Source organism: Chryseobacterium sp. StRB126 (assembly GCF_000829375.1).
Lineage (GTDB): Bacteria > Bacteroidota > Bacteroidia > Flavobacteriales > Weeksellaceae > Chryseobacterium.
The window spans coordinates 1886772-1909082 of record NZ_AP014624.1; the positions used below are offsets into that span (position 1 = coordinate 1886772).

13 protein-coding genes are annotated in these 22311 nt (G+C 34.8%); 12 read left to right on the forward strand and 1 reads right to left on the reverse strand.

Annotated elements, in window-relative coordinates; translation table 11 throughout:
* The first annotated feature begins 71 nt into the window (after positions 1-71).
* Positions 72-965 (forward strand): SMP-30/gluconolactonase/LRE family protein, encoded by an 894-nt coding sequence (locus CHSO_RS08475; protein WP_045494884.1) that lies wholly within the window; start codon positions 72-74, stop codon positions 963-965.
* Between the two features lie 117 nt (positions 966-1082).
* Here the strand turns inward: CHSO_RS08475 and CHSO_RS08480 are convergent, their stop codons facing one another.
* On the reverse strand, positions 1083-2390 hold the full coding sequence (locus tag CHSO_RS08480) for a DEAD/DEAH box helicase (RefSeq protein ID WP_045494887.1): 1308 nt from the start codon (positions 2388-2390) through the stop codon (positions 1083-1085).
* A gap of 421 nt (positions 2391-2811) precedes the next feature.
* On the opposite strand from CHSO_RS08480, the gene CHSO_RS08485 reads away from it, so the two are divergent.
* The 11 genes from CHSO_RS08485 to CHSO_RS08535 all read left to right on the forward strand — a co-directional run bounded on the left by CHSO_RS08485 (position 2812) and on the right by CHSO_RS08535 (position 22306).
* A complete protein-coding gene (locus CHSO_RS08485; RefSeq protein ID WP_052480538.1) occupies positions 2812-4719 on the forward strand; it encodes a DNA methyltransferase in 1908 nt (635 codons plus the stop codon).
* A gap of 4 nt (positions 4720-4723) precedes the next feature.
* Positions 4724-7276, forward strand: a complete 2553-nt coding sequence (locus CHSO_RS08490) for a DEAD/DEAH box helicase family protein (RefSeq protein WP_052480539.1) — start codon at positions 4724-4726, stop codon at positions 7274-7276.
* Positions 7277-7533: 257 nt separating this feature from the next.
* Positions 7534-9324 carry a 30S ribosomal protein S1 gene (gene rpsA, locus CHSO_RS08495; protein WP_045494893.1) on the forward strand — a complete coding sequence of 597 codons (1791 nt, stop codon included), beginning with the start codon at positions 7534-7536 and terminating at the stop codon, positions 9322-9324.
* A 581-nt stretch (positions 9325-9905) separates the two neighbouring features.
* The gene (locus CHSO_RS08500; RefSeq protein ID WP_045494896.1) at positions 9906-11330 is read left to right on the forward strand and encodes a T9SS type A sorting domain-containing protein; all 1425 of its coding nucleotides are present in this window, start codon (positions 9906-9908) and stop codon (positions 11328-11330) included.
* 242 nt (positions 11331-11572) lie between these two features.
* Complete coding sequence (locus CHSO_RS08505) at positions 11573-14209, forward strand: T9SS-dependent M36 family metallopeptidase (RefSeq protein ID WP_232509168.1); 2637 nt, start codon at positions 11573-11575, stop codon at positions 14207-14209.
* Between the two features lie 127 nt (positions 14210-14336).
* Complete coding sequence (locus CHSO_RS08510; RefSeq protein ID WP_045494903.1) at positions 14337-15323, forward strand: EamA family transporter; 987 nt, start codon at positions 14337-14339, stop codon at positions 15321-15323.
* Between the two features lie 88 nt (positions 15324-15411).
* Positions 15412-16407 carry an alpha/beta fold hydrolase gene (locus CHSO_RS08515; protein ID WP_045494905.1) on the forward strand — a complete coding sequence of 332 codons (996 nt, stop codon included), beginning with the start codon at positions 15412-15414 and terminating at the stop codon, positions 16405-16407.
* 274 nt (positions 16408-16681) lie between these two features.
* On the forward strand, positions 16682-17671 hold the full coding sequence (locus CHSO_RS08520) for a hypothetical protein (protein ID WP_045494908.1): 990 nt from the start codon (positions 16682-16684) through the stop codon (positions 17669-17671).
* A 47-nt stretch (positions 17672-17718) separates the two neighbouring features.
* A complete protein-coding gene (locus CHSO_RS08525) occupies positions 17719-18189 on the forward strand; it encodes a DUF4280 domain-containing protein (protein WP_045494910.1) in 471 nt (156 codons plus the stop codon).
* A complete protein-coding gene (locus tag CHSO_RS08530; RefSeq protein WP_045494912.1) occupies positions 18189-21326 on the forward strand; it encodes a hypothetical protein in 3138 nt (1045 codons plus the stop codon). The genes CHSO_RS08525 and CHSO_RS08530 overlap by 1 nt, the downstream gene beginning before the upstream one ends.
* Before the next feature lie 5 nt (positions 21327-21331).
* On the forward strand, positions 21332-22306 hold the full coding sequence (locus CHSO_RS08535) for a hypothetical protein (protein ID WP_144428879.1): 975 nt from the start codon (positions 21332-21334) through the stop codon (positions 22304-22306).
* Positions 22307-22311: the final 5 nt, after the last annotated feature.

The following is a 22311-nucleotide window of genomic DNA, read 5'->3' on the forward strand; positions in this document are numbered from 1 at the left end:
ATATATCAATAAGAGAAAATATTTTTGAAAGCAAAAAAGCATGTCGTAAATTGCAGATCTAAAAATGAAGTATGAAGAATATTTGTAAAGCAGGCCTGATTGGTTTGGTTTTCGCATTAGTAAACTGTCAATCAGTAAATAGTAGTAAAATGTTTTATGAAGGAGTAAAACCTAAAATGGTTTCTGATAAATTTAGCTTTACAGAAGGCCCATCAGCAGATAAAGAGGGAAATGTATATTTTACCGATCAGCCTAATGATAAAATCTATTACTGGGACTGGAAAACGAATCAGGTTATAGAATTCTTAGATAAAACAGGAAGAGCAAACGGAACCCATTTTGATAAGGATGGTTTCCTGATTACCTGTTCAGATGATAACGGAGAAATGTGGAAGATTTCAAAAGATAAAAAAGTAGAGGTATTATTCAAAAATTTTGAAGGTAAAAGGTTGAATGGCCCTAATGATGTCTGGAATGATGCTTTTGGAGGGATGTACTTCACGGACCCCTTATACAAAAGAGACTATTGGGGAAATTTTAAGGAAGAATTACCCAATAAAAGCCTTTACTACCGAAATAAAGACGGAAAGATGTCTAAGTTAGACACCTTCATCCAACCCAATGGAATTGTAGGCAGTGAGACTTTAAAAAAATTATACCTTTCCGATATTGATGCCGGAAAAACGTATGTATATGATATTCTGGGAGAAGGAAAATTGTCTGAGAAAAAATTATTCTGTGAAATGGGTTCAGATGGAATGACCCTGGATAAACATGGAAATCTTTATTTAACAGGAGACGGAGTGCATGTTTTTAACCGTGATGGTAAGAAAATTTATCACATCTCTATTCCTGAAAAATGGACTTCCAATGTGACTTTTGGAGGAGAAAATAATGATGTCTTATTCATTACCGCTTCAAAATCGGTGTATACTTTTCCGATGAGAGTAAGAGGAATAAAATAATTTTTGTGCCATTGCTAGGAGCATAGCGACGAAGCAATCTCTTATCATTTAACATGATTTGTTGGTATGAGATTGCTTCACTTCGTTCGCAATGACTATATAGTATTGAGAGTACGCTTAATAAGCAACTTCCATTTTCACTTTTTTCCCTTTCAGCTTTTCATTCTGCAGCTTTCTTAAAAGAGCATTCACCTTATTTCTTGAAACGGCAACATAAGAAGTGGTGTCTTTTACTTCAATAACACCTACATCTTCTTTTTGTAATTCTCCTTTTTTAAGCAGATAACCTACAATATCTACTTTGTTGACTTTATCTTTCTTTCCTGCACTGATGTAAATGGTCTGGAAAGGTGTTTTCTGCGGAACTTTAGTAAATCCGGCAACACTTTCTTCAGGAGTGTCGTTTTTGATGAATGGGAAATTTTCCTCTTCTGTCATAATCAGGTACACAAAACCTTTGGCATTCATTCTTGCGGTACGTCCGTTTCTGTGGATGAAAGCATCTTCTTTTGGAGGAAGCTGATAATGTACAATAGATTCCACTTCAGGAATATCCAGTCCGCGGGCAGCAAGGTCAGTTGTAATTAGGATTCTTGCAGAATCATTTCTGAATTTCAGTAAAGCACGTTCTCTTTCATCTTGTTCCATTCCGCCATGGAAAGTCTCTCTATCGATGCCCATCTGATGAAGAAGTTCAGAAATACGGTCTACTGCATCACGGTGGTTACAGAAGATCAGAGTCCTTTTATTCCCGATTTTACAAACCAGGTTGAAAAGGGTATCCAGTTTTTCTTCCGAAATCGTCATTACTTTCCTCAGCTGAATATCCGGCTTTACTTCATTCTCTTTAAGGAAGCTGATGATTTTTTCATCTTTCAAGCCTGTAAATGCAGGAATTTCATCCATTGCTGTTGCAGACGTTAAAATTCTTTGAGAAAGCCCTTTTAAAGAACTACAAATAAATTCCATATCATCATGGAACCCTAGTTCCAAAGCCTTATCAAATTCATCCAGAACCAATGTCTTAATTGTTTTCGGATCGAAATTGTTATTTCTTACGTGATAGGTAATTCTTCCCGGAGTTCCGATTAAAACCGCTGGAGCTTCAATTAAATTATTGACTTCAATCTTTTTATCATGGCCACCATAACAAACGGAAACTTTAAAATCAGTTCCCATTGATTTGAAAACCTGTTCAATCTGTAAGGCCAACTCTCGCGCAGGAACCAATATTAATGCCTGAACACCCTGAACATTCTTTTTCAGATTTCTAAGAACCGGAAATAAAAAAGCCAGCGTTTTTCCGGATCCGGTAGGAGAGAGCAAAACAATATCGGTATTGTTTTCAGACGCTTTATAAGTAGATTTCTGCATCTGATTCATATCCTGAATCTGCAGCTTTTGATAAATTGATTGTAGTTCCATGGTGCAAAGGTAGTGAATTTTGGAGTTTGAGGTGTTTGAGAATTTTAGAATGGAAGGGTGTGAGAATGATGATTAGTTGTAGTTTGGTGTTGCTGTCATTCTGAATGAAGCTTAGTGAAGTGAAGAATCTCATTTTGTCTTCTACTAATTATAGATGATTCGACTCCGCTCAGAATGACAACTCTAATAATATGCTGTTGAATTATGTATGGTCAGGCTGAGCGGAGTCGAAGCCTTTTTACTATAGATTTAAGAACCTTTCAATAATAAATAATCTATCTGCTGAACTAGTGATTTTTTACATTATAATAACTGATGATTCACTTGCGAAGCAAAATTCACTATTTGCGTTTTGTTTTACGGATTCCCGTAGAAATATCACGTGCTTTCAAAATAAATTTGAAGCAATAAAATTAATACCATGAAACTCTACCAAACTCTTGAAAAACAGATTAAGAAAGAACCTAACTATGTTTCCGATAATGGAGAAATAAAAAAATGGGTTGTCCTGAATAAAGCACAGAACTTTGATGAAGAATTGATCGGATTGCTATTGGAAGACTCCGATTTGAAAGAAAAATTTTTCATAAAAGTAAAAGAGGTCTGGGTGTTCAAACAAAACCTTTTTATTCAGTTCCTTGAGCAGAAAAACTATCTGAATGACAGCTATACTCAATTCAAAAACAAAGTAGGCCTAACGATTGATGGTAAGCATTTGAAACAACGCAATGAAGTCTCATTGGTATGGCCATTTAAAGACTGTATTCTGGAAGGTGGACAAAGCCGTGAGGAAGATAAAAGAGAAGAGATTTTCTTCAATGAAGTTCTGGCACAGGATGAAATTACTGAATTGTTGGATCCAAAAGTCTTAACCAATGCTAAAAGATTTGATAAAGAGGGCGAAAAAGCACTCTGTCATTCTGAACAAAGTGAAGAATCTCTTTTCAACCGAAATGAAAACGGAACCATTACCGATAATCTGATTATCAAAGGGAATAACCTTTTAGCATTGCATTCTCTGAAAAAAGAATTTGCAGGAAAAGTGAAGCTTATTTATATAGATCCGCCTTATAATACAGGAAACGATGGGTTTAAATATAATGATAGTTTTAATCATTCTACTTGGTTAACTTTTATGAAGAATAGACTTTTGGTTGCAAAATTATTACTGAAAAATAATGGTGTAATTTTTATAAGTTTAGATGATAGAGAAGCTCATTATGCGAAAGTCCTTTGTGATGAGGTTTTTGGATATGAAAATTTTTTATCTGATATAATTTGGAACTCTACAAAGTCCGTGACAAATACAGCAATTATATCTAATTCGCATACTCATACTTTAGTTTATTTTAAAGATAAAAACTATTATGTGAAGAATAGAATGGAGTTTAGATTGCAAGAGGATGGAATTGGTTTTTCTAATCCTGATAATGATGCAAGAGGTGTTTGGAAAGCAGATCCTTTTCAGGTTGGTGGTTGGCGTCCAAATCAGCAATACGAAATTAAAAATCCAAATACGGGAATAGTGTATAAGCCAAATGTAGGATGTAGTTGGAAGAATGATTTTACAAAATATAAAGAATTATTAGAGGATAATAGAATAGTTTTCGGAGTTGATGGTAATGCAGGGCCTCAAAGAAAACGGTTTTTATCAGAAGCAATGGAACGAGGAAAAGTTGCAAAAACAATCTGGGATGATCTTGAAACTACAACAAATGGGACACAACATTTGAAGAGTTTATTTAGTAATCAAGTTTTTTCGAATCCTAAACCAGAAGGATTTATAAAAAGAATTATTGAGTTGGCGACAAATGAAAATGACATTATCTTAGACTACCATCTTGGAAGCGGTACCACGGCATCCACAGCTCACAAAATGAACCGCCAATATATCGGAATAGAGCAAATGGATTACATAGAGACTGTTGCGGTAGAGCGTTTGAAGAAAGTAATTGATGGTGAACAAGGCGGTATCTCAAAATCCGTCAACTGGCAAGGCGGCGGCTCCTTCATCTATCTTGAACTCAAAAAATACAATCAAACCTTCATAGAAAAAATAGAAGAAGCAAAAGATGAAAAAACACTTCTTCAGATTTGGGAAGAGATGAAAGAAAAATCTTTTCTTAACTATAATGTAGATCTTCAGAAACAGGAACAATATATTGAGGATTTCAAAACATTAAGCCTACAGGAACAGAAACAACACCTTTGTGAACTGCTCGACAAGAACCAGCTCTATGTAAACCTTTCTTCTCTTAATGATGGAAACTTTGAATGCACTCCGGAAGAGCAAAAAGTAACAAAAGCATTTTATCAACTTAAAAAGTAAGCAGATGGTATTTTTACACGAAATATTCAATAATCCATTTGCGCGTAAGGCTTTGGCAGAAGTTTCTTTACCCAATGGAATCACCGATAATCTGAAATTTGGAATCCGTCCGTATCAGGAAGAAGCATTCAGACGCTATTTATATACGGAGCGGGAAGATTTTGACGGGAAACCCAAGAAACCTCTGCATCTCCTTTATAATATGGCGACGGGCAGTGGAAAGACAATGGTAATGGGCGGTTTAATGCTTCATCTCTATGAAAAAGGATATCGTAATTTTTTGTTTTTTGTCAACAGCAATAATATCATTCAGAAAACGAAAGATAATTTTCTTAATCCTCAAACATCCAAATATTTATTTCAGAACAAAATCGTTATTGATGGTAAAGAGGTCTTTTTGAAACAGATTGATAATTTTGATGAATCCGATCATGAAAATATTAATATCAAATTTACCACGATCCAGCAGCTTCATATAGATTTAAACAATACCAAAGAAAACAGTGTAACCTATGAAGATTTTAAGGATAAAAAGATTGTCCTGATTGCCGATGAGGCCCATCATCTGAACAGTGGCACTAAAAGCGGAAACCTCTTCGGAAGCTGGGAAGAAACCGTTTTGGAGATTCTGCATCAGAATTTCGAGAATATCCTGCTGGAATTTACAGCTACTTTGGATTATGAAAGCCGGGAAATCACAGAGAAATATAAAGATAAAGTCATTTATAAATATGATCTTGCCCAGTTCAGAACCGATAAGTTTTCCAAGGAAATTAATCTTGTACGTTCCATGTATGATGAACAGGAAAGGATTGTTCAGGCTTTGATCCTCAATTTGTACCGCCAGGAATTGGCTGCCATTCATCATATTAACCTGAAACCTGTTATTCTTTTCAAGGCCAAGAAAACCATCAAAGAATCCGAACACAATAAAGAAAACTTTCACAAGCTGATTGATGACTTCTCTGAAAAAATAGTAGAAAAAATAAGGAAAACATCTACAGTTTCTGTTGTTCAAAAGGCCTTTGATTTTTTTAAAACTAAAAATATTTCAAACAATGATATTGTAAAACGGATACAGACTCATTTCAGGGAAGAAAATTGTTTGAGTGCCAATAATGACTCAGAAGCAGAGAAAAACCAGATTTTACTCAATACGTTAGAAGAAGAAAATAATCCAATTCGTGCTGTATTTGCTGTACAGAAGCTCAATGAAGGCTGGGATGTTCTCAATTTGTTTGATATTGTAAGATTATATGAAGACCGCGACGGAAAAGATGGTAAACCAGGCAAAACAACCCTTTCTGAAGCTCAGTTAATCGGTCGTGGAGCAAGGTATTATCCATTTGCTGTAGGAGAAGACGAAGATAAGTTTGTGAGAAAATATGATGATGATATGGCAAACGATCTGAAAATTTTAGAAGAATTATACTATCACACCAAGGAAGACAGCCGCTATATTTCGGAACTCAAAAAAGCACTAGTAGACTCCGGAATATATGAAGATGAAGCCAATCTTGAAACCAAACAGTTAAAACTAAAATCTATATTTAAAACCACAGACTTGTATAAAAAAGGAGTTGTGTTTTCAAATAAGAAAATCCCTAAAAGTTTTACTCATATAAAGTCTTTTAAAGATTTAGGAGTTTCTAAGCCTAAGTTCAGTTATCAGCTTTCTTCAGGAAGTGGAAGCATGTCCAATGTGTTTTTTGAATTGGAGAAACCAGCTCCTCCTGAAGAAGGAATAAAATCTGAAGGGGTGAGAGTTCAGGATATTCAGAAACATGTAGTAAGATATGCCTTAAGTCGGAATCCTTTTTACTATTTCGATAACCTTTCACGTTATTTTCCTAATATAAGATCTATTCGGGATTTTATAGAGGATGAGAAGTATTTGGGTGGAATGGAAATCATATTCCATGGAACGCAAAGCCGCCTTCAGGAAATTTCACATTTTGATTACCTTCAGGCACTCAATGGATTACTGCAAAATATAGAAGCGGATATTAAACATAATGCTCCAGATTATGAAGGTTCATCGTTCCAGCCGCAGCCTATTCATCAGGTTTTCAAAGATAAAGAGATCAGGGTTAATAAAAACAGTGAAAGGGCAAAAGGACAGGAGAATATAGTTTCAGAAGAACCATGGTATGTTTACAATGCTAATTATGGAACCAGTGAAGAAAAAAGATTTGTAGAATTGTTTTCCAGACGCTTCAAAGGATTGAATCAAAAGTATCAGGATATTCATCTGATCCGTAATGAAAGGGAAATTAAGATCTTTGATAAGTTAGGACGTGCTTTTGAACCGGATTTTATTTTGTTTTGCAGTCAGAGAAAAGACAAACAGCTGACTTACCAGGTTTTTATAGAGCCGAAAGGAACTCATTTAATTGATTATGACAGATGGAAAGAAGATTTTTTGAAGGAGATGGGAGAGGAAAAGAAAACCATTACCATTCATACGGATGAATATTTAATTACTGCAGTACCTTTTTATAACCATGAAACTGAAAAAGAATTTGAAAGAGCTTTAGAAAAAACGTTGATGAGCTAATTTTCGAATTCTTCCTAATCTTTAAATTTTTAAATCCTTTACTCTTTTAATAATACGTGTTGGTATTCAGTTGTTTAATGGAAAATGTTGTAACCTGAAAACTATTGTTTATCTCAAATAAAATTTTTATCTTTGCACCCACTTTTGTGGCGAAAAGGTTTGAAGAGTAAAATACTTATAATTAATTACTTCCGTATTTTTTAAATCCGCATTTATTCAAACCATTAAAAAAGAAGGAATACAAATTTTATTAGAAAATGTCAAAAGAGACAAATTCAGCAGAGGTTATTTTAAACCAAAACGTAGCACCAGAACAATTTGATTGGGATTCTTTCGAATCAGGTCTTGATGCAGATGCGAGAAAAGAAAAAAGCGATTTAGAAGAAATCTACAACGGATCTCTTAACAGCCTAAACGATAATGACGTTTTAGTTGGTAGAGTAGTTAGATTAACTGACAAAGAAGCTATCGTAGACATCAACTTCAAATCTGAAGGTGTTATTTCTCTTAACGAATTCCGTTACAACCAAGGCCTAAAAGTAGGTGATGAGGTAGAAGTAATGGTTGACAAGAGAGAAGACAAAACTGGTCAATTACAATTATCTCACAGAAAAGCTAGAACGCTTAAAGCTTGGGATAAAGTAAACGAACTTCACGAAACTGGAGAAATCGTTAACGGTTTTGTTAAATCTAGAACTAAAGGTGGTATGATCGTTGACGTTCACGGAATCGAAGCATTCTTACCAGGTTCTCAAATTGACGTTAAGCCAATTAAAGATTACGATCAGTTCGTAGGAAAAACTATGGAGTTCAAAGTTGTGAAAATCAACCCTGAGTTCAAAAACGTAGTGGTTTCTCACAAAGCATTGATCGAAGCAGATATCGAAGGTCAGAAAAAAGAAATCATCGCTCAACTTGAAAAAGGTCAGGTTCTTGAAGGTACTGTTAAGAACATCACTTCTTACGGTGTATTCATTGACTTAGGAGGTGTTGATGGATTGATCCACATTACAGACCTTTCTTGGTCTAGAGTGAACCACCCATCTGAAATCCTAGAGGACGGACAAACTGTAAAAGTTGTAATCCTTGATTTCGATGATGAGAAAACAAGAATCCAATTAGGTATGAAGCAATTAGAAGCTCATCCTTGGGATGCTCTTTCTGCTGACATGAAAGTTGGAGATAAAGTAAAAGGAAAAGTAGTAGTTCTTGCTGACTATGGTGCATTCGTAGAAATCGCTCCAGGTGTTGAAGGATTAATCCACGTTTCTGAAATGTCTTGGTCTACTCACTTAAGATCTGCTGGAGATTTCGTAAAAGTAGGTGATGAAGTGGAAGCTGAAGTATTAACTTTAGATAGAGAAGAAAGAAAAATTTCTCTTGGTATCAAGCAATTGTCTAAAGATCCATGGGAAAACATCGAAGCTAAGTATCCGGTAGGATCTCAGCATGTAGGAACTGTAAGAAACTTCACTAACTTTGGTGTATTCGTAGAGTTAGAAGAAGGGATCGACGGATTAATCTACATCTCTGATCTTTCTTGGACTAAGAAAATCAAGCACCCATCTGAGTTCTGTGCAGTAGGTGATAAATTAGATGTTGTAGTTCTTGAACTAGATATCCAAGCTAGAAGATTATCTCTAGGTCACAAGCAATTGACTGAAAACCCATGGGATAAATTCGAAACTAAATATGCTGAAGGAACTATCCACGCTGGTAAAGCGGTAGAAGTTCACGATAAAGGAGCTTCTGTACAATTCGAAGATGCTGAGGTTGAAGCTTTCTGTCCTTCAAGATTATTAGAGAAAGAAGATGGATCTAAAATCAAGAAAGGTGAAGATGCTCAATTCAAAGTAATTGAATTCAACAAAGAATTCAAGAGAGTTGTAGTTTCTCACACAGGGATCTTCAGAGACGAAGAAAAGAAAAACGTTAAAGAATCTTCTTCTAGAAATGTATCTTCTTCTTCAAACAACGAAGAAAGATCTACTCTTGGAGACATCGATGCATTAGCAGAGTTGAAAAGAAAAATGGAAGAAGGTAAATAATCTTTGAACCATTTATAAATAAGGAGCCGCTCATTTGAGCGGCTTTTTTTTTGTGCCTTATTTTCAGGAGCTTTTTCCCGCTATCCACTCATACTCCTCGCGCCATCGCACTCCAACACCCGGATTCCCAAATTCTCCGGCTCATGCTGTGGGGTAACCGTTCCTATCGGGGCTAGGAAAGGATCACAATGATGAATAGTTGTAGATAAAGTAACGGAAACAGTGAATAAACCTAATAGGTTTCTATTTTGGTTAAATTTTAATTATTTACCCCCGAGTTTGGGATCATAAAATTAAGGATAATAGGCTGTAAGCAGGAAGAGTGAGGCTGGAAGTTATTATCGGAACTACAATTTCTGACGTTGCCGTAAAATTTGATGAAGCAGTCTTAAAGGAATAATAGATTACAGGATTGTAAGTGTTTTTTTAACCTCAACTCACTTCCATCTCCCGGCTTCCTTGCTTCCTGAAAACAGAAATGTTTTATCCCGAACTCAGGTTATTTATTTAAAATAGATTAAAATACATCATTGTATTGTGATAAAAATGCTATTTTCATCAATCAAAATAAAATTTTAACCATGAAAAAAACTTTTTTATTCTTTCTTCTGACATTTGTAATGTCATGGAATGGCTTTAAGGCACAACAAGGTATTGATTATGTCATCATGCTGGATAATGGAAGCTCTACTACTAATGATAGTTATACCAAAATGAAGCGTGGTGCTGTAAAGTTAATGGAGCAGCTCCTAGCTTGTAATCCCGCACATAGAGTAGCTGTTGTGCAATATGGAGTCGGAAAGTATGGAGATACTAGTGGTATATTTACACCTATGATTTATATTGAGTCTGATTTTACAAGCGATCAGTTTATTGTTCAGAATTTTAAGAGACGTCTGGATTTTGGAGATCATTTCCACGAATCTTTAGGGTTGGTTGGGGATGCTTTGGATGGTAATCCGAATCCCGATATTGTAAGCAGCCAAACAACATTAAATCAGTTACAGCCTTTAAGAGTTGTTGTATTTACTGATGCAGAAAGAAATGCAGGCAATATGAATGGTTCATATCTTGTAAATTTTAACAATACAAATTATGGTTCTCCTCAGGCATTTTCGAACATGTTGAAATTTAAAAACGACAGATATGCGAGATTTACAGTAGTTCATGCCAATACCAATATTGATGCGGTAAAGGCTGCTGCATCTATTGCAAGTGGCGGAGGTGACTATTCGGGACCTATTGAAACAGTTCCGGGTGATCCTAATAATGGTTCAATGAGATTGTATTATAATAGACCCAACGGATTTGGTATGACGGCTATGGAAACGAATTATTGGAAGGATATAGCAGAGAAGATTTGTGACTATTACAGCTATGCAGGAGCTGTGAATTTTAAATATGAACCGGGAGAATGTATCAATCGTACTTCTGATATTTCTGGTTATTATCATCTTAATAGCCTCTCAACTTTAATTGAATTTAAATTGGATTTGGTGAATTTACAGACAGGTAATGCGTATCCTATAGTGTTCAATCCTACCTTTGGAAGTGGGAATTTTTTCCAGTATAATTTCCAACCCTCAGATTTTGATGCTGCGGTAAATGCAGGAGCAACAGGAGAGCACAAGTTCAGGGTAACTATGCGCTATTTGGAAGGTAGTGAATATAAAGTTGCTTATAGCTGGAATAACTATCCTTTTTTTGATTATGATATTACCATGGATTGTTCAGAACATAGAACTTCTAATCCATTAACCGCAGAGAAGATTTTTAAACTAACTCCTAATCCTACCAATGGATTATTTAAAGTGATTTTGAATAAAGGCATTAAGTCAGGAACGGTTGAAATTAGAGATCTGGTAGGAAATCCCGTTTATAATAAAATATTACGTGGAGAAAAAGAAATAGATATAGATCTCAGTTCCCGAAAAGAAGGTGTTTATATTGTTAATGTAATAACAGATAAAAACGAAATATATTCAGAAAAAATTATCAAAAAATAATAAAGGTAAAACTGCTCGAAAGGGCAGTTTTTTTTGAATCACAAACTAAGGTTGAAACAATTAAATGGTATTAAATAGCGTATCAAAGGGATGAAATTGAACGTGGATTTTATGTATTGATAAATGAATATTATTGATTTGAAATTTTCTAGTGAATTGTATTGAATTATTTTTGTATTTTATTTCATTATTTTAATTTTTATTTATGAAATATTTGTAGATTCGCGTCTTTAATAATGGATATGAAAAATAAAACTCTACCTATTTTGTTTGCGGTGTTTTCTGTATTTCCGTCAATAGCATTCGGACAAGATAATGAAAAGCTTATTAAGGATTATATTTCTCAAAACAAAATAAGAGAATATAAGAAATCTGATCTCAATAATTTTATTGTAGATAATGTAGATCCGTCAAAATCTTTAAATGGTAATGTTGTGAAGCTGGTACAGACCTATAATGGCTTACCTATCTATAGTTCAGTAGCAACAGCGCTTATTAAAGATAATAAAGTTACCTATTATACGGATAATTTTATAAAAGACTATGTAACAGCTTCTTCCAAAAATGCATCAATAAGTGAAAAAATAGCACTTCAAAATATTGCGGCTGATCTGGGGAATGATAAGATTGCAAGCCTTCCAATCATAGGCTTTTTTGAAAAGAGTGAGAATAAATTACTTTCAGCAAAACAAAGACTTGTTTACATTGATAATAAAAATAAAGATCTTCGTTTAGCGTATGAGTTTATTTTAAAAGACCCAGATTCTGCTGATTCTTGGAACATCTTGATAGATGCTAATACTGGGAAGATCATTAGTAAAATGAATCTGACTCTTTCGTGTAATTTTCATGATGAAGCCTATGCACATGGTGAGAATCAGCTAAATGTAATGCCACAAGTGCAGGATTTTTATATCCATGATAATATTCAAAAAAAGAATATGTTGTTTCTAGCTCCGGATAATGCATCTTATAATGTATTTCCATTGCCAATTGAAGCACCTACTTTTGGCTCCCGTTCTGTAGTTAATAATCCTTGGATTCTGGCTTCTTCACCTGAAGGCTGGCATTCTAATGGAACCACTCATTATACCATTACAAGAGGTAATAATGTATATGCTTATGATGATAAAGATAATAATGAAGATACTTTTGGAACTTCACCTGATGGAGGAGCTACAAGAAACTTTAATTTTACATATGATCCTAATGCATTAACATATAATAATTTGTCTGCTGCAACTACCAATTTGTTTTATATCAGTAATATGGTACATGATATATTCTATAAATTCGGGTTTAATGAAACAGCAAGAAATTTCCAAAGTAATAATTTTACACTTGGAGGGTTAGATGACGATGAAGTTTTTGCTCAATCTCAGGATGGAAAAGGGTTTAATAATGCAAATTTCGCTACCGGCCCGGATAGCTATAATCCTGTAATGCAAATGTACCTTTGGTTACAGTCTAATAGAAAAGTTTGGTATAATACCCCTGCAGATGCTACTTCCAGAATTGTGAATGCTGGAATAGCTCAGTTTGGAACTCCGATAAATGATATAGGAATTACAGGTGATGTTAAGTTGCCAAGCGTTTTAGAAGCCTGTACAGCTATCCCTGCGGGAGAGCTAACAGGCAAAATAGCTTTAATTCAAAGAGGAACTTGTGGTTTTGCAATTAAAGTTAAAAATGCACAATTAGCTGGAGCTATAGGGGCTATCATATATAACAATTCAGCCAATGGTGCTACCATTGGTAATATGGCAGGAGATGGAGTTGTTTCTCCAACAGTTACAATACCTTCGATATTAATTACTGAAGCCGAAGGGTTATTTATGAAAGGTAAACTTGATGCCAATATTCCAGTAAATACAACGCTGAGAGCTGATACAAAATATGATGGAAGCTTTGATAATGGTATTGTAGCCCACGAATATGGACATGGAATATCCAACAGATTAACAGGAGATGGATATACTTGTTTAAATGCTGACCCTTATGGGAATAACACAACCTATTCTAAAGAACAAATGGGTGAAGGATGGTCAGATTTCTTTGCTTTGATGCTAACGAATAAACCGGGAGATAACTCTACGGTAGCAAGAGGAATGGGAACTTACCCAATTGGGCAGCCAATAACAGGTGGTGGTATCAGACCTGCGAAATATTCTCCGGATTTCTCAATAAACGGTTTTACTTATGGAGATACTAACGGACTGGAGTTTGCAAGTGGTAATGATATGGTTGCTGATTCTCATTCTATTGGGTTTATATGGGCATCTATGCTATGGGATCTTCACTGGAAATATGTTGAAAAATATGGTTATTCATCTGATGTAACAGCTAATGCTACCAACGGAAGTTCAAGAGTATTACAATTGATTGTTAATGGTCTTAAACTGCAAACTTGTGACCCAAGTTTTATTGAAGGAAGAGATGCAATATTAGCAGCAGAATTGGCAGCAACAGAAGGGGTGGATAGATGTATGATCTGGAAAACCTTTGCTAAAAGAGGATTGGGAGTAAATGCTTCCGCAGGACTGAAAACAGATATCAATGATCAGGTAGAAAACTTTGATATACCAGCAGATTGTGCTTCGTTAGGTACAAATGAAGTAATCTCAGTTAATGACCAGAAAATTTCTGTATACCCGAACCCTGCAAAAGATGAGTTCTATATTAATTTCCCAAGCAAAACTCTTGGAAAGGTAAGTGTAGAACTTTATGATATGTCCGGTAAACTGGTGTCTTCAGAAGATAAGATTTCGCCTGAAAATAAAAAGGCAATTTCTACAAGTCGTCTGATAAACGGTACTTATATCGTGAAAGTGAAAGGACTTGGTTTTGAAGCCAACTCTAAAGTGATTGTAAAGAAATAACTGACTATATAATCAATTTGGGAGATCGCCGCAAGCAAAGCTTGCGGCGATCTCATTTATCTATCATGTCTATACTTCAAAATAATTTAATTTATATGTTGTACCTTTGCAGGCTGTTAAAAAAATTATGAAGAAGAAAAATATACTAAAAGGTGTTTTATTTGTAGGAATTGGTGCTAGTATATACGGAATGTTGGCCACTTTTGTGAAAATGGCCTATCATGATGGTTTTACAACGTCTGAAGTAACTACATCCCAATTTGTACTAGGTTTAGCAGGACTTTTGATCCTGAATTTGATCCAAACCCTAACCTCAAAAAAGAAATTATCAATGCCAAGCTCCAAAGAGGTCAGAATGCTGATGCTTGCCGGAACATCATTGGGAGGAACAAGTTTGTTTTATTATATCGCAGTTCAGTATATCAATGTTTCCATTGCTATTGTATTGCTAATGCAGTCGGTATGGTTCAGTGTGGTGGTGGAAAGTATTATCACCAAAAAATTGCCAAATGCAAGGAAAATTGTTGCTGTAATTATCGTATTGCTGGGAACTGTTTTGGCTACCAACCTTATTAACATGGAGATCGAATTGGATTGGCATGGAGTCTTCTGGGGGTTGATGGCGGCGGCTTCGTATACATTAACGATGTTTACGTCGAACACACTGGCTACTCATCTGCCTGTTTTCAGAAAGAGTATTATTATGCTTGCAGGTGGTTCCGTTATTGTTTTTGCATTCCTGTTCTTTGCACAGATAGGGCCTATGTATTTTGACGGATTAAAAGCTTTCTATTTAAATTTCACAGAAAATACAGAGCATATTCACTCTTTCAATTATTCAATATTCTTGACATATGGTTTTGTTTTAGCTTTGTTTGGAACGATTATTCCACCCATTCTGTTTAATATCGGTTTCCCGAATGCAGGATTAGGGCTGGGTAGTATTGTTTCTTCACTTGAGCTTCCGATTTCTGTAACCATGGCCTTCGTTTTATTGGGTGAAGAAGTGTTTTTAATCCAGTGGGTAGGAATTGCTTTGATTCTTTTCGCTATTGTTTTAATGAACCTTCCATCCAAAACAGAAAAAGAAGTTTCTATGGCAAAAATATCTTAAAAAAAATAATATTTAACTAAAAATAACAGTTGAAAACCGTTCCTTTTGGAGCGGTTTTTTTAATTTTAAAACCTTAAAGTAAAGTACCATGAAATATTTCAGAAATATAGCCACTGCAATACTATTAGTAATCGGATCAGGAGTTCTGTTTTCACAGACAAAACCTTTTGATGCTATGTTGTCTGAGTATCAATATCCTTACGAAGTACATTTTAAGAATTTAAAATCCCAGGATAACGATCTGAAAATGGCTTATATGGATGTGCAGCCTCAAAAAGCCAATGGGAAAACCATTCTGCTTCTCCATGGGAAAAATTTTAATGGTGCTTATTGGGAAAGAACGGCCAAAGATCTTTCAGGAAAGGGATTCAGGGTGATTATTCCGGATCAGATTGGGTTTGGAAAATCATCAAAACCTCACAGTTATCAGTTTTCTTTTTCACAACTGGCCGAAAATACAAAAGCTATTCTCGATGAATTAGGGATTGATAAAACCATTGTTCTGGGACATTCAATGGGCGGAATGGTGGCTACAAGGTTTACCTTGCTTTATCCTGAAAAAGTTCAGAAACTGATCCTTGAAAATCCTATCGGACTTGAAGATTATAAAACGTTTGCAGCTTATCAGAATATAGATCAAGCCTATCAATCGGAGCTTAAGAATACCGCAGAAACCTATAAAAATTATCAGCTGAAATTCTATTATGACAACAAATGGAAGGCGGAATACCAGCCATGGCTGGACCTTATTGCCGGCTGGACTCTTCATAAAGATTATCCGAAAGTAGCATGGGATGCCGCACTGACTTCCGATATGATTTATAACCAGCCTGTTTGTTATGAATTCAAAAATATAAAAGTCCCTACTTTATTGATTATTGGAACCAGAGACCGAACTGCAATAGGGAAGGATAGAGCTCCCAAGGAACTTCAGCCTAAAATGGGACAGTATCAGGAGCTAGGAAAGAAAACGCAGCATGAAATTGCAGGATCTAAACTGGTGGAGTTGGAAAATGTAGGCCATCTTCCGCATATTGAAGTCTATCCTAAGTTTTTTGAAGCTTTATATGATTTTATTAGATAACTATATAGTTTTACACTAATTCTGTTATAACTGTGTCATTCTGACGAAGGAAGAATCTCATATGTTGCTTAGGTTCTTCCTTCATTAGAATTTCAATGGTGTAAAACTGTATATAATTTAAATAATCCGAGCAAATTTTCATCAAAATTATTTTTATGCAACCTGTCTGTAGCAATGAGTTAAAATGATTGTATGACTTTCTATTTATCCAAAATAGGTGATAAACAGAAATTTGTTAACTTTGGGGAAACACTAAAGACACGCTGAGTTAATAATGTTGGAGATCAGATTATCTAAAAAACAAATTCTACATAGGCTAAATACGATCAAAATAAAACCTTCCGGACTTCAGGGGAGAAGGTATGGAGTATCTGTGAAATACTATTCCGGTAATGAGGAAAAACCATCCAAAAGAATAGATTATACCATAGCCGCCAATCTGAATGTTGAGTATGGCAAGGGATCATTAAGCATTCATAAGGAAGATATTTTTTATAACCAGCATGAGCCGGATAAGATCAGTGAAATCATTTCATCAGCATTGTCTGCTACCATTTATCCGGTTGAAGTAGATCTGAATGAAAAGGGAACAGGTACCGGTGAGATCATCAATCACGATAAGATGGTTGAAAGATGGAAGATTCAAAAATCAAAAATAGCCGATAAATACAGCAGTAAAGAGCTGGATGTTTTTTTTGATAACTTTGAAAATAAGCTTCAAAACAAAGCTGTTATTGAACAAAGTCTGCACAATGACTGGTTCTGGAACCTGTTTTTTCATCCCAAATTCATTCATTATGGAGATGTCAGAAAGGTTGAAAGAGATCTTTATCTTTCAGTAATTCCTTATCGTGGACCATTGAAATTTTCGGGGGTGCAGACTATCGATAAATTTCCTACAGATTACCATTCCTTTGTCATAGAATTTGAAAGCGAAGAACTATTGGCCCCGCGGTATTTTTATCCTGAGGGTCATCATGACGATGGCACTCTTTATATGTCGCTTAAAGTGATTTTCGATCATGATCTGTATCATCATTTTCCAATGCACACAAGAGCTTATTTTGAAGTCTTCTCAAAAGATTGGTCGGGAGAAAAAGTATTCGTGAAAAAGATTCATTATACCCAATATCAATTAGGTTCAGAAGAGTATAAAGACAAAGTATTGGATGAAAGCAGTCCTTTTATTACAGGGGGCCTTGTAAAAGTTCTGCCTAATAAATGGGGATTTGATAATTTCGAAAGAATAGAAAATGACTGGTAAAACTTATCGGTTCAGGAAAAAGACTTATTTTTACAAAAACACACCAAATGTCACTAAAAGAAAAAGTAGTACAGGGAGCTGTCTGCCTGTGTAAATTTGGCTCTGCTCCGGATAAACTGAAAGTACTTACGCAGACCAAATATTATGTGAATGACAATGCTGGTAGCAGTAAACTTGCGGCTACCCATAAAGATATCGGAGCTACCTTTGAGAAGAACACTTTCGGTTCATGCGCCAAAAAAAATAATACCCCATGTTCTGCTGTAGTAACCCAATGGAGTGGCTATTACGAAAAAGAACTCTACGATCCGCCCGGAGGCTATATTCTGTTGCAAGACAGCAAAGCAACCTGTCCCATCGGAGGCACAGACTGTATTTCCATCATGAAATCCGGACAAATGGGAGAACCCACCAAAAAGAACCTTCAGAACGCAGATAGTGAATTGCAGTCGCATGTGAATCCTGTGATGGATATGAAGAACTATGAAAAGAAACCTGAAAATAAGTCTGAGAAATAATGGGATCGAGAGGAATAATAAGTGTAAAGACAGAAGCATCGAAGTCTTACGTAGCAGTAGAAAGAAATAATTATCATTATGTAGAAGTTACCAGCCTTAGCGCAGGAGTAACTGTGTTTGTTGATGAAACATGTCTTGATACAGGTACAGTGGATCCTAAATCAACAATACAGAAGACAAAATGGATTGTGATTGAAGAAGTAGTGTGGCAAGAATTATTATCAGACCATAGGAAAGAAACAAAAAGAGAATCCTGGGGAGATTCTGTTTTTTTTGAAAAGATAAAGAAGCATACTTGGGGACAGTTTGCTGGAGGTAAAGTAAATATTAAAGTATCAGGTTTGTCCTCACCTTATACACCCGGGGCATCTCTTACAGAAGGAAATGTTTATCTTATTATTCCTTATACTCAGTATCCTGAATTCAGATATAAGGGACAGGTTATAAAACTAGTTTATCTTACAGAACCTTATGTAAGATATGTTTATATTGATCCTCCTACAGCCCAGGAAGCCGATATTCCTGTTGGATATGATAATAAACTCCATCTATATGGAATGAAAGCTAATATCAATATTAGCACTCATCTTCTTCCTGACTTCAGAAAAAATGGAAAAGCACCTGTAGATAAAAATATTTGCAATATTATTGGTACTGTTTTTTTTGTGAATGCTGCCGGTGAAGAAATTATGGTAGGAGAATTCAACAGTAAGATTGATGGGGTGGAGGGTAATTATAATAATTATCAGCAGATAAAACTACTTGTAGATCCTGCCTGGAGGGAAGTTGAAGGAGTACATCAAGAAGATCATCAACCTCAAAAGTATTTTGTCAAGATTATGGCAACTGCTATGAATTTGTCTCTTAAACTTAATTCAGATCCCAAAAATCCTTACGATTTTACTGAAAATATAAAAAATATGTTTCATCCTAAAAGTTATAATACGAATAAGGATTTTACAAAATGGTATAAATTTGATGGAGATCAGGAAGACTGGGTAGAATTGCCTATGCAGCCCCATATTGAGGTTAGATGGGATACAATGGAAATGATATATAAACAATTAGAGATTGAAAAGAATAATCAGATCCAATATATTGGGGATATTCCTTACGCAAAAAAAGAGTTCGATCCTTGTGGGTATAGCTCAATTACCATTACAGAAGAATTTGATCCTAGCGATAAAAAAGAGTTGGATGAAAAGTTAGCTAAGGCAGGGAAAGACGAAACAAAGAAACAAAAGGTAAATGATAGTTTTGCAAATAAAAAAAGACAGCCTCTTGTCATTTTTAATGAAAATGATAGAGTAATAGATAATACTCAAAAGATATTTGATGTAACAACAGGCGGGCAAAAAAAATCAATTTCTATAAAGTTGGGTGGTCTAAATAATAAGCAGGTACTATGTAAAGGGGTACTATTAGCTAAAGGACAGAAACATGACGATAAGAAAAATGTTTTCCAAATCGAGCGGCTCGTTTATTCGGCATTAAAACTTACTAATGGAGAATATCAAAAAGAAGTTGATACAACACATAAAGAACAGCTAGAAAGTTCAAAAATTCCGGTAACTAAGGATAATAAGACAGATTATGATGTAATACAGAATCCGGACAACTCAAAAATAAAGGTAGTCCGTGAGGTATTAAATTTTAAAGAGAATGATGACTATACCTTTGTTGGAGAAGATGAAATAAAGCTAAATGTTGGTTATCATTATATTAAGCATCTAACAAATTTTAATAAAGAAATAAATCCAAATGTAGTAGGGAAGTTATTCGAAGAAGCATGGGTTTTTAATTACTTTTTATTAGATTATGAAAAGCAGAAACAATTATATTACTTACCAATAAGTACATGCAGATATTCTAATCAAATTGCCAAAATCAATGTTTTACCGGATATTAAATGGACATTATTATTCAAATTTAATTTTAAAGAAGAAGATTGGCAAAAGTTTGAAGATGTACATAACTATCAGGTAGGTGCATTTTTGATAGTTGCTTCTGAAACTACACAGACAACCACTCCAAGAGGAACTACAACAACAAGCAGAAGTGCTATGGCCGCAGGTGTTTCTATCACCAGAGAAACCACAAGGCAGCCTGTCCAGAGAGAAGGAGGGATTAAAAGATTGTTAGAACTTCTAAAAAAAGTAGAAGTAAGCCTTATTGCAGAATGGAAAGATGAAGCAGGTAAAAAGCAAAAAAAAGATGTAATAGAAGGCTTCTTTACTCCTATCTATGGTTTCTTTAAAAAGCTGACGGATATCACTAAAATGATTAGTGCTATTACCGAAGGTGAATCTAATGAAGAAGATAGTGAAAAAAGAAAACTATTAGATAAAGAATTAAAAAAAGTTGCAGGTACAAGAGATGCAAAAGAAATCGTAGGAGGAATTTATGATATTTTTACTGCTAAGACAGTAGAAAGTAAGATGATTTACCCTTCTATCGGATTGGCTGTATCTTGGTATTATGGAGATGCTTATAAAAAAGATGCATCAGAGTACAATGGCAGGAAAGCCTTAGAGTACAACCTACAGCTTAAAGCTAACCCTATTGTTGGGTATGGACTTACACTTGATTTTCTTGAGATGCTTGCCAGAAGACACCCCATTGCCTATATTATTATAAAAGTAGTACAAGTGGGAATGTATTTGGCTGGAAAGAATAATAAAATTAATGTTACATTAGTAATTAATGGAACATTAAATATTGAAGGTAATATGCGATATAATACTCTTACAGGTAGTTCTTTCAGTAACCATCACTCAGCCAAGAAAGAAAAAATGGCGAGTCTGACAGGAGAGATTGAGGCTATTTTAGAAGGTTCTATAGATGTAAGACTGAGTAAATACCAGATTATTACAGAGTTTAATGCATCCGGCTCATTCAAACTGGGAGTAAAAACGAAGATTATTCCTGGGGCACACTTGGCAACAGATACAGAAGGAATGTTTTATGAAACAGATCTTGATTATGAAGGAGTAACCTTTTATTTAAAAGCTGAAGGTAAGGCTGAATTTTTATTCTTTGGAATGAAAATTTTTGAATGGGAAGACAGTTATGAACCTGAACCATGGACGGTAGGAAAGGGGTATATAGCTTCAGAAAAGCACTATTTAATACAATAAAAATCATGAAAAATAAATCAATTTATAAAATTTTACTATTAACAAGTCTTGTTGGGTTCACTCTACAATCATGTGCACAAGATAAAAAAAGCCAAAAATTAGACATTAGTCAAATGGAAAAAGAAATTATACAAAAAGAGTTTGGACATAGTTACCGTTTAAAATACGAACATAATAATTGTTCTTATGAGATTCTAATCAACGATGTACCATTAATTACTTTTTATGGGTTAGGAGAGCGTTCTACCACAGCTTATATTAACCAATATATGTTGAAACCAGGGAAACAGGAAATTACGATACGTATGTATCCCAAAAAAACAGACGATACAAAATTTAACGAAACTTTGGATTCAACTTCTTTTGTTAAATTAAAATTGGATAAAATTAAAATGGGAAGTCAGGAATGGGAATTTTCGAAGGAAGGAAAAGCAAGAGATTGGGAAGAAGTTCTGGTTTATCAAACTCCTAAACTTGAAAAAGATGTTCCCTTTGCGGAATTTAAAATTCCTTTCGAGGCATCAAAACAAGAATTAACCTGGGAAATAAAAGGGTGGAGCGAAAGCCAAGCTTTGGTAAATAATGAAGCTTTGAAAAAAGAAGTATTTGATTTTTATAAGAATTTTCAACAAGTCATAGAAAATCAAGATAAAAATGCTTACATGAATTTGCTTGCTCATTCTATTTTTGAAGAAGCATCAGCTGATTCATGGGAAAGTAAGGCATTTATAAAAGATGCAATGGAAGAATTGGCAAATAAACCTATTGCTAAACAAAAGTTTTTATTTCCTATCAATGAAAACACTGCTGAACTAAAATTCTATGGAAATGGAAGAGTGGTGACTTTGGTAAGTAAAGACCCTCGTTCATTTGGATATTCACCATTAGTAGCAAAAGGAGAAAAGAGTAATTTTCCTATTGCTTATACTTTCTACCTGCATAAGCCAAAAGGAAGCAACAAACTAGAAATTATTAGGTAAATAAA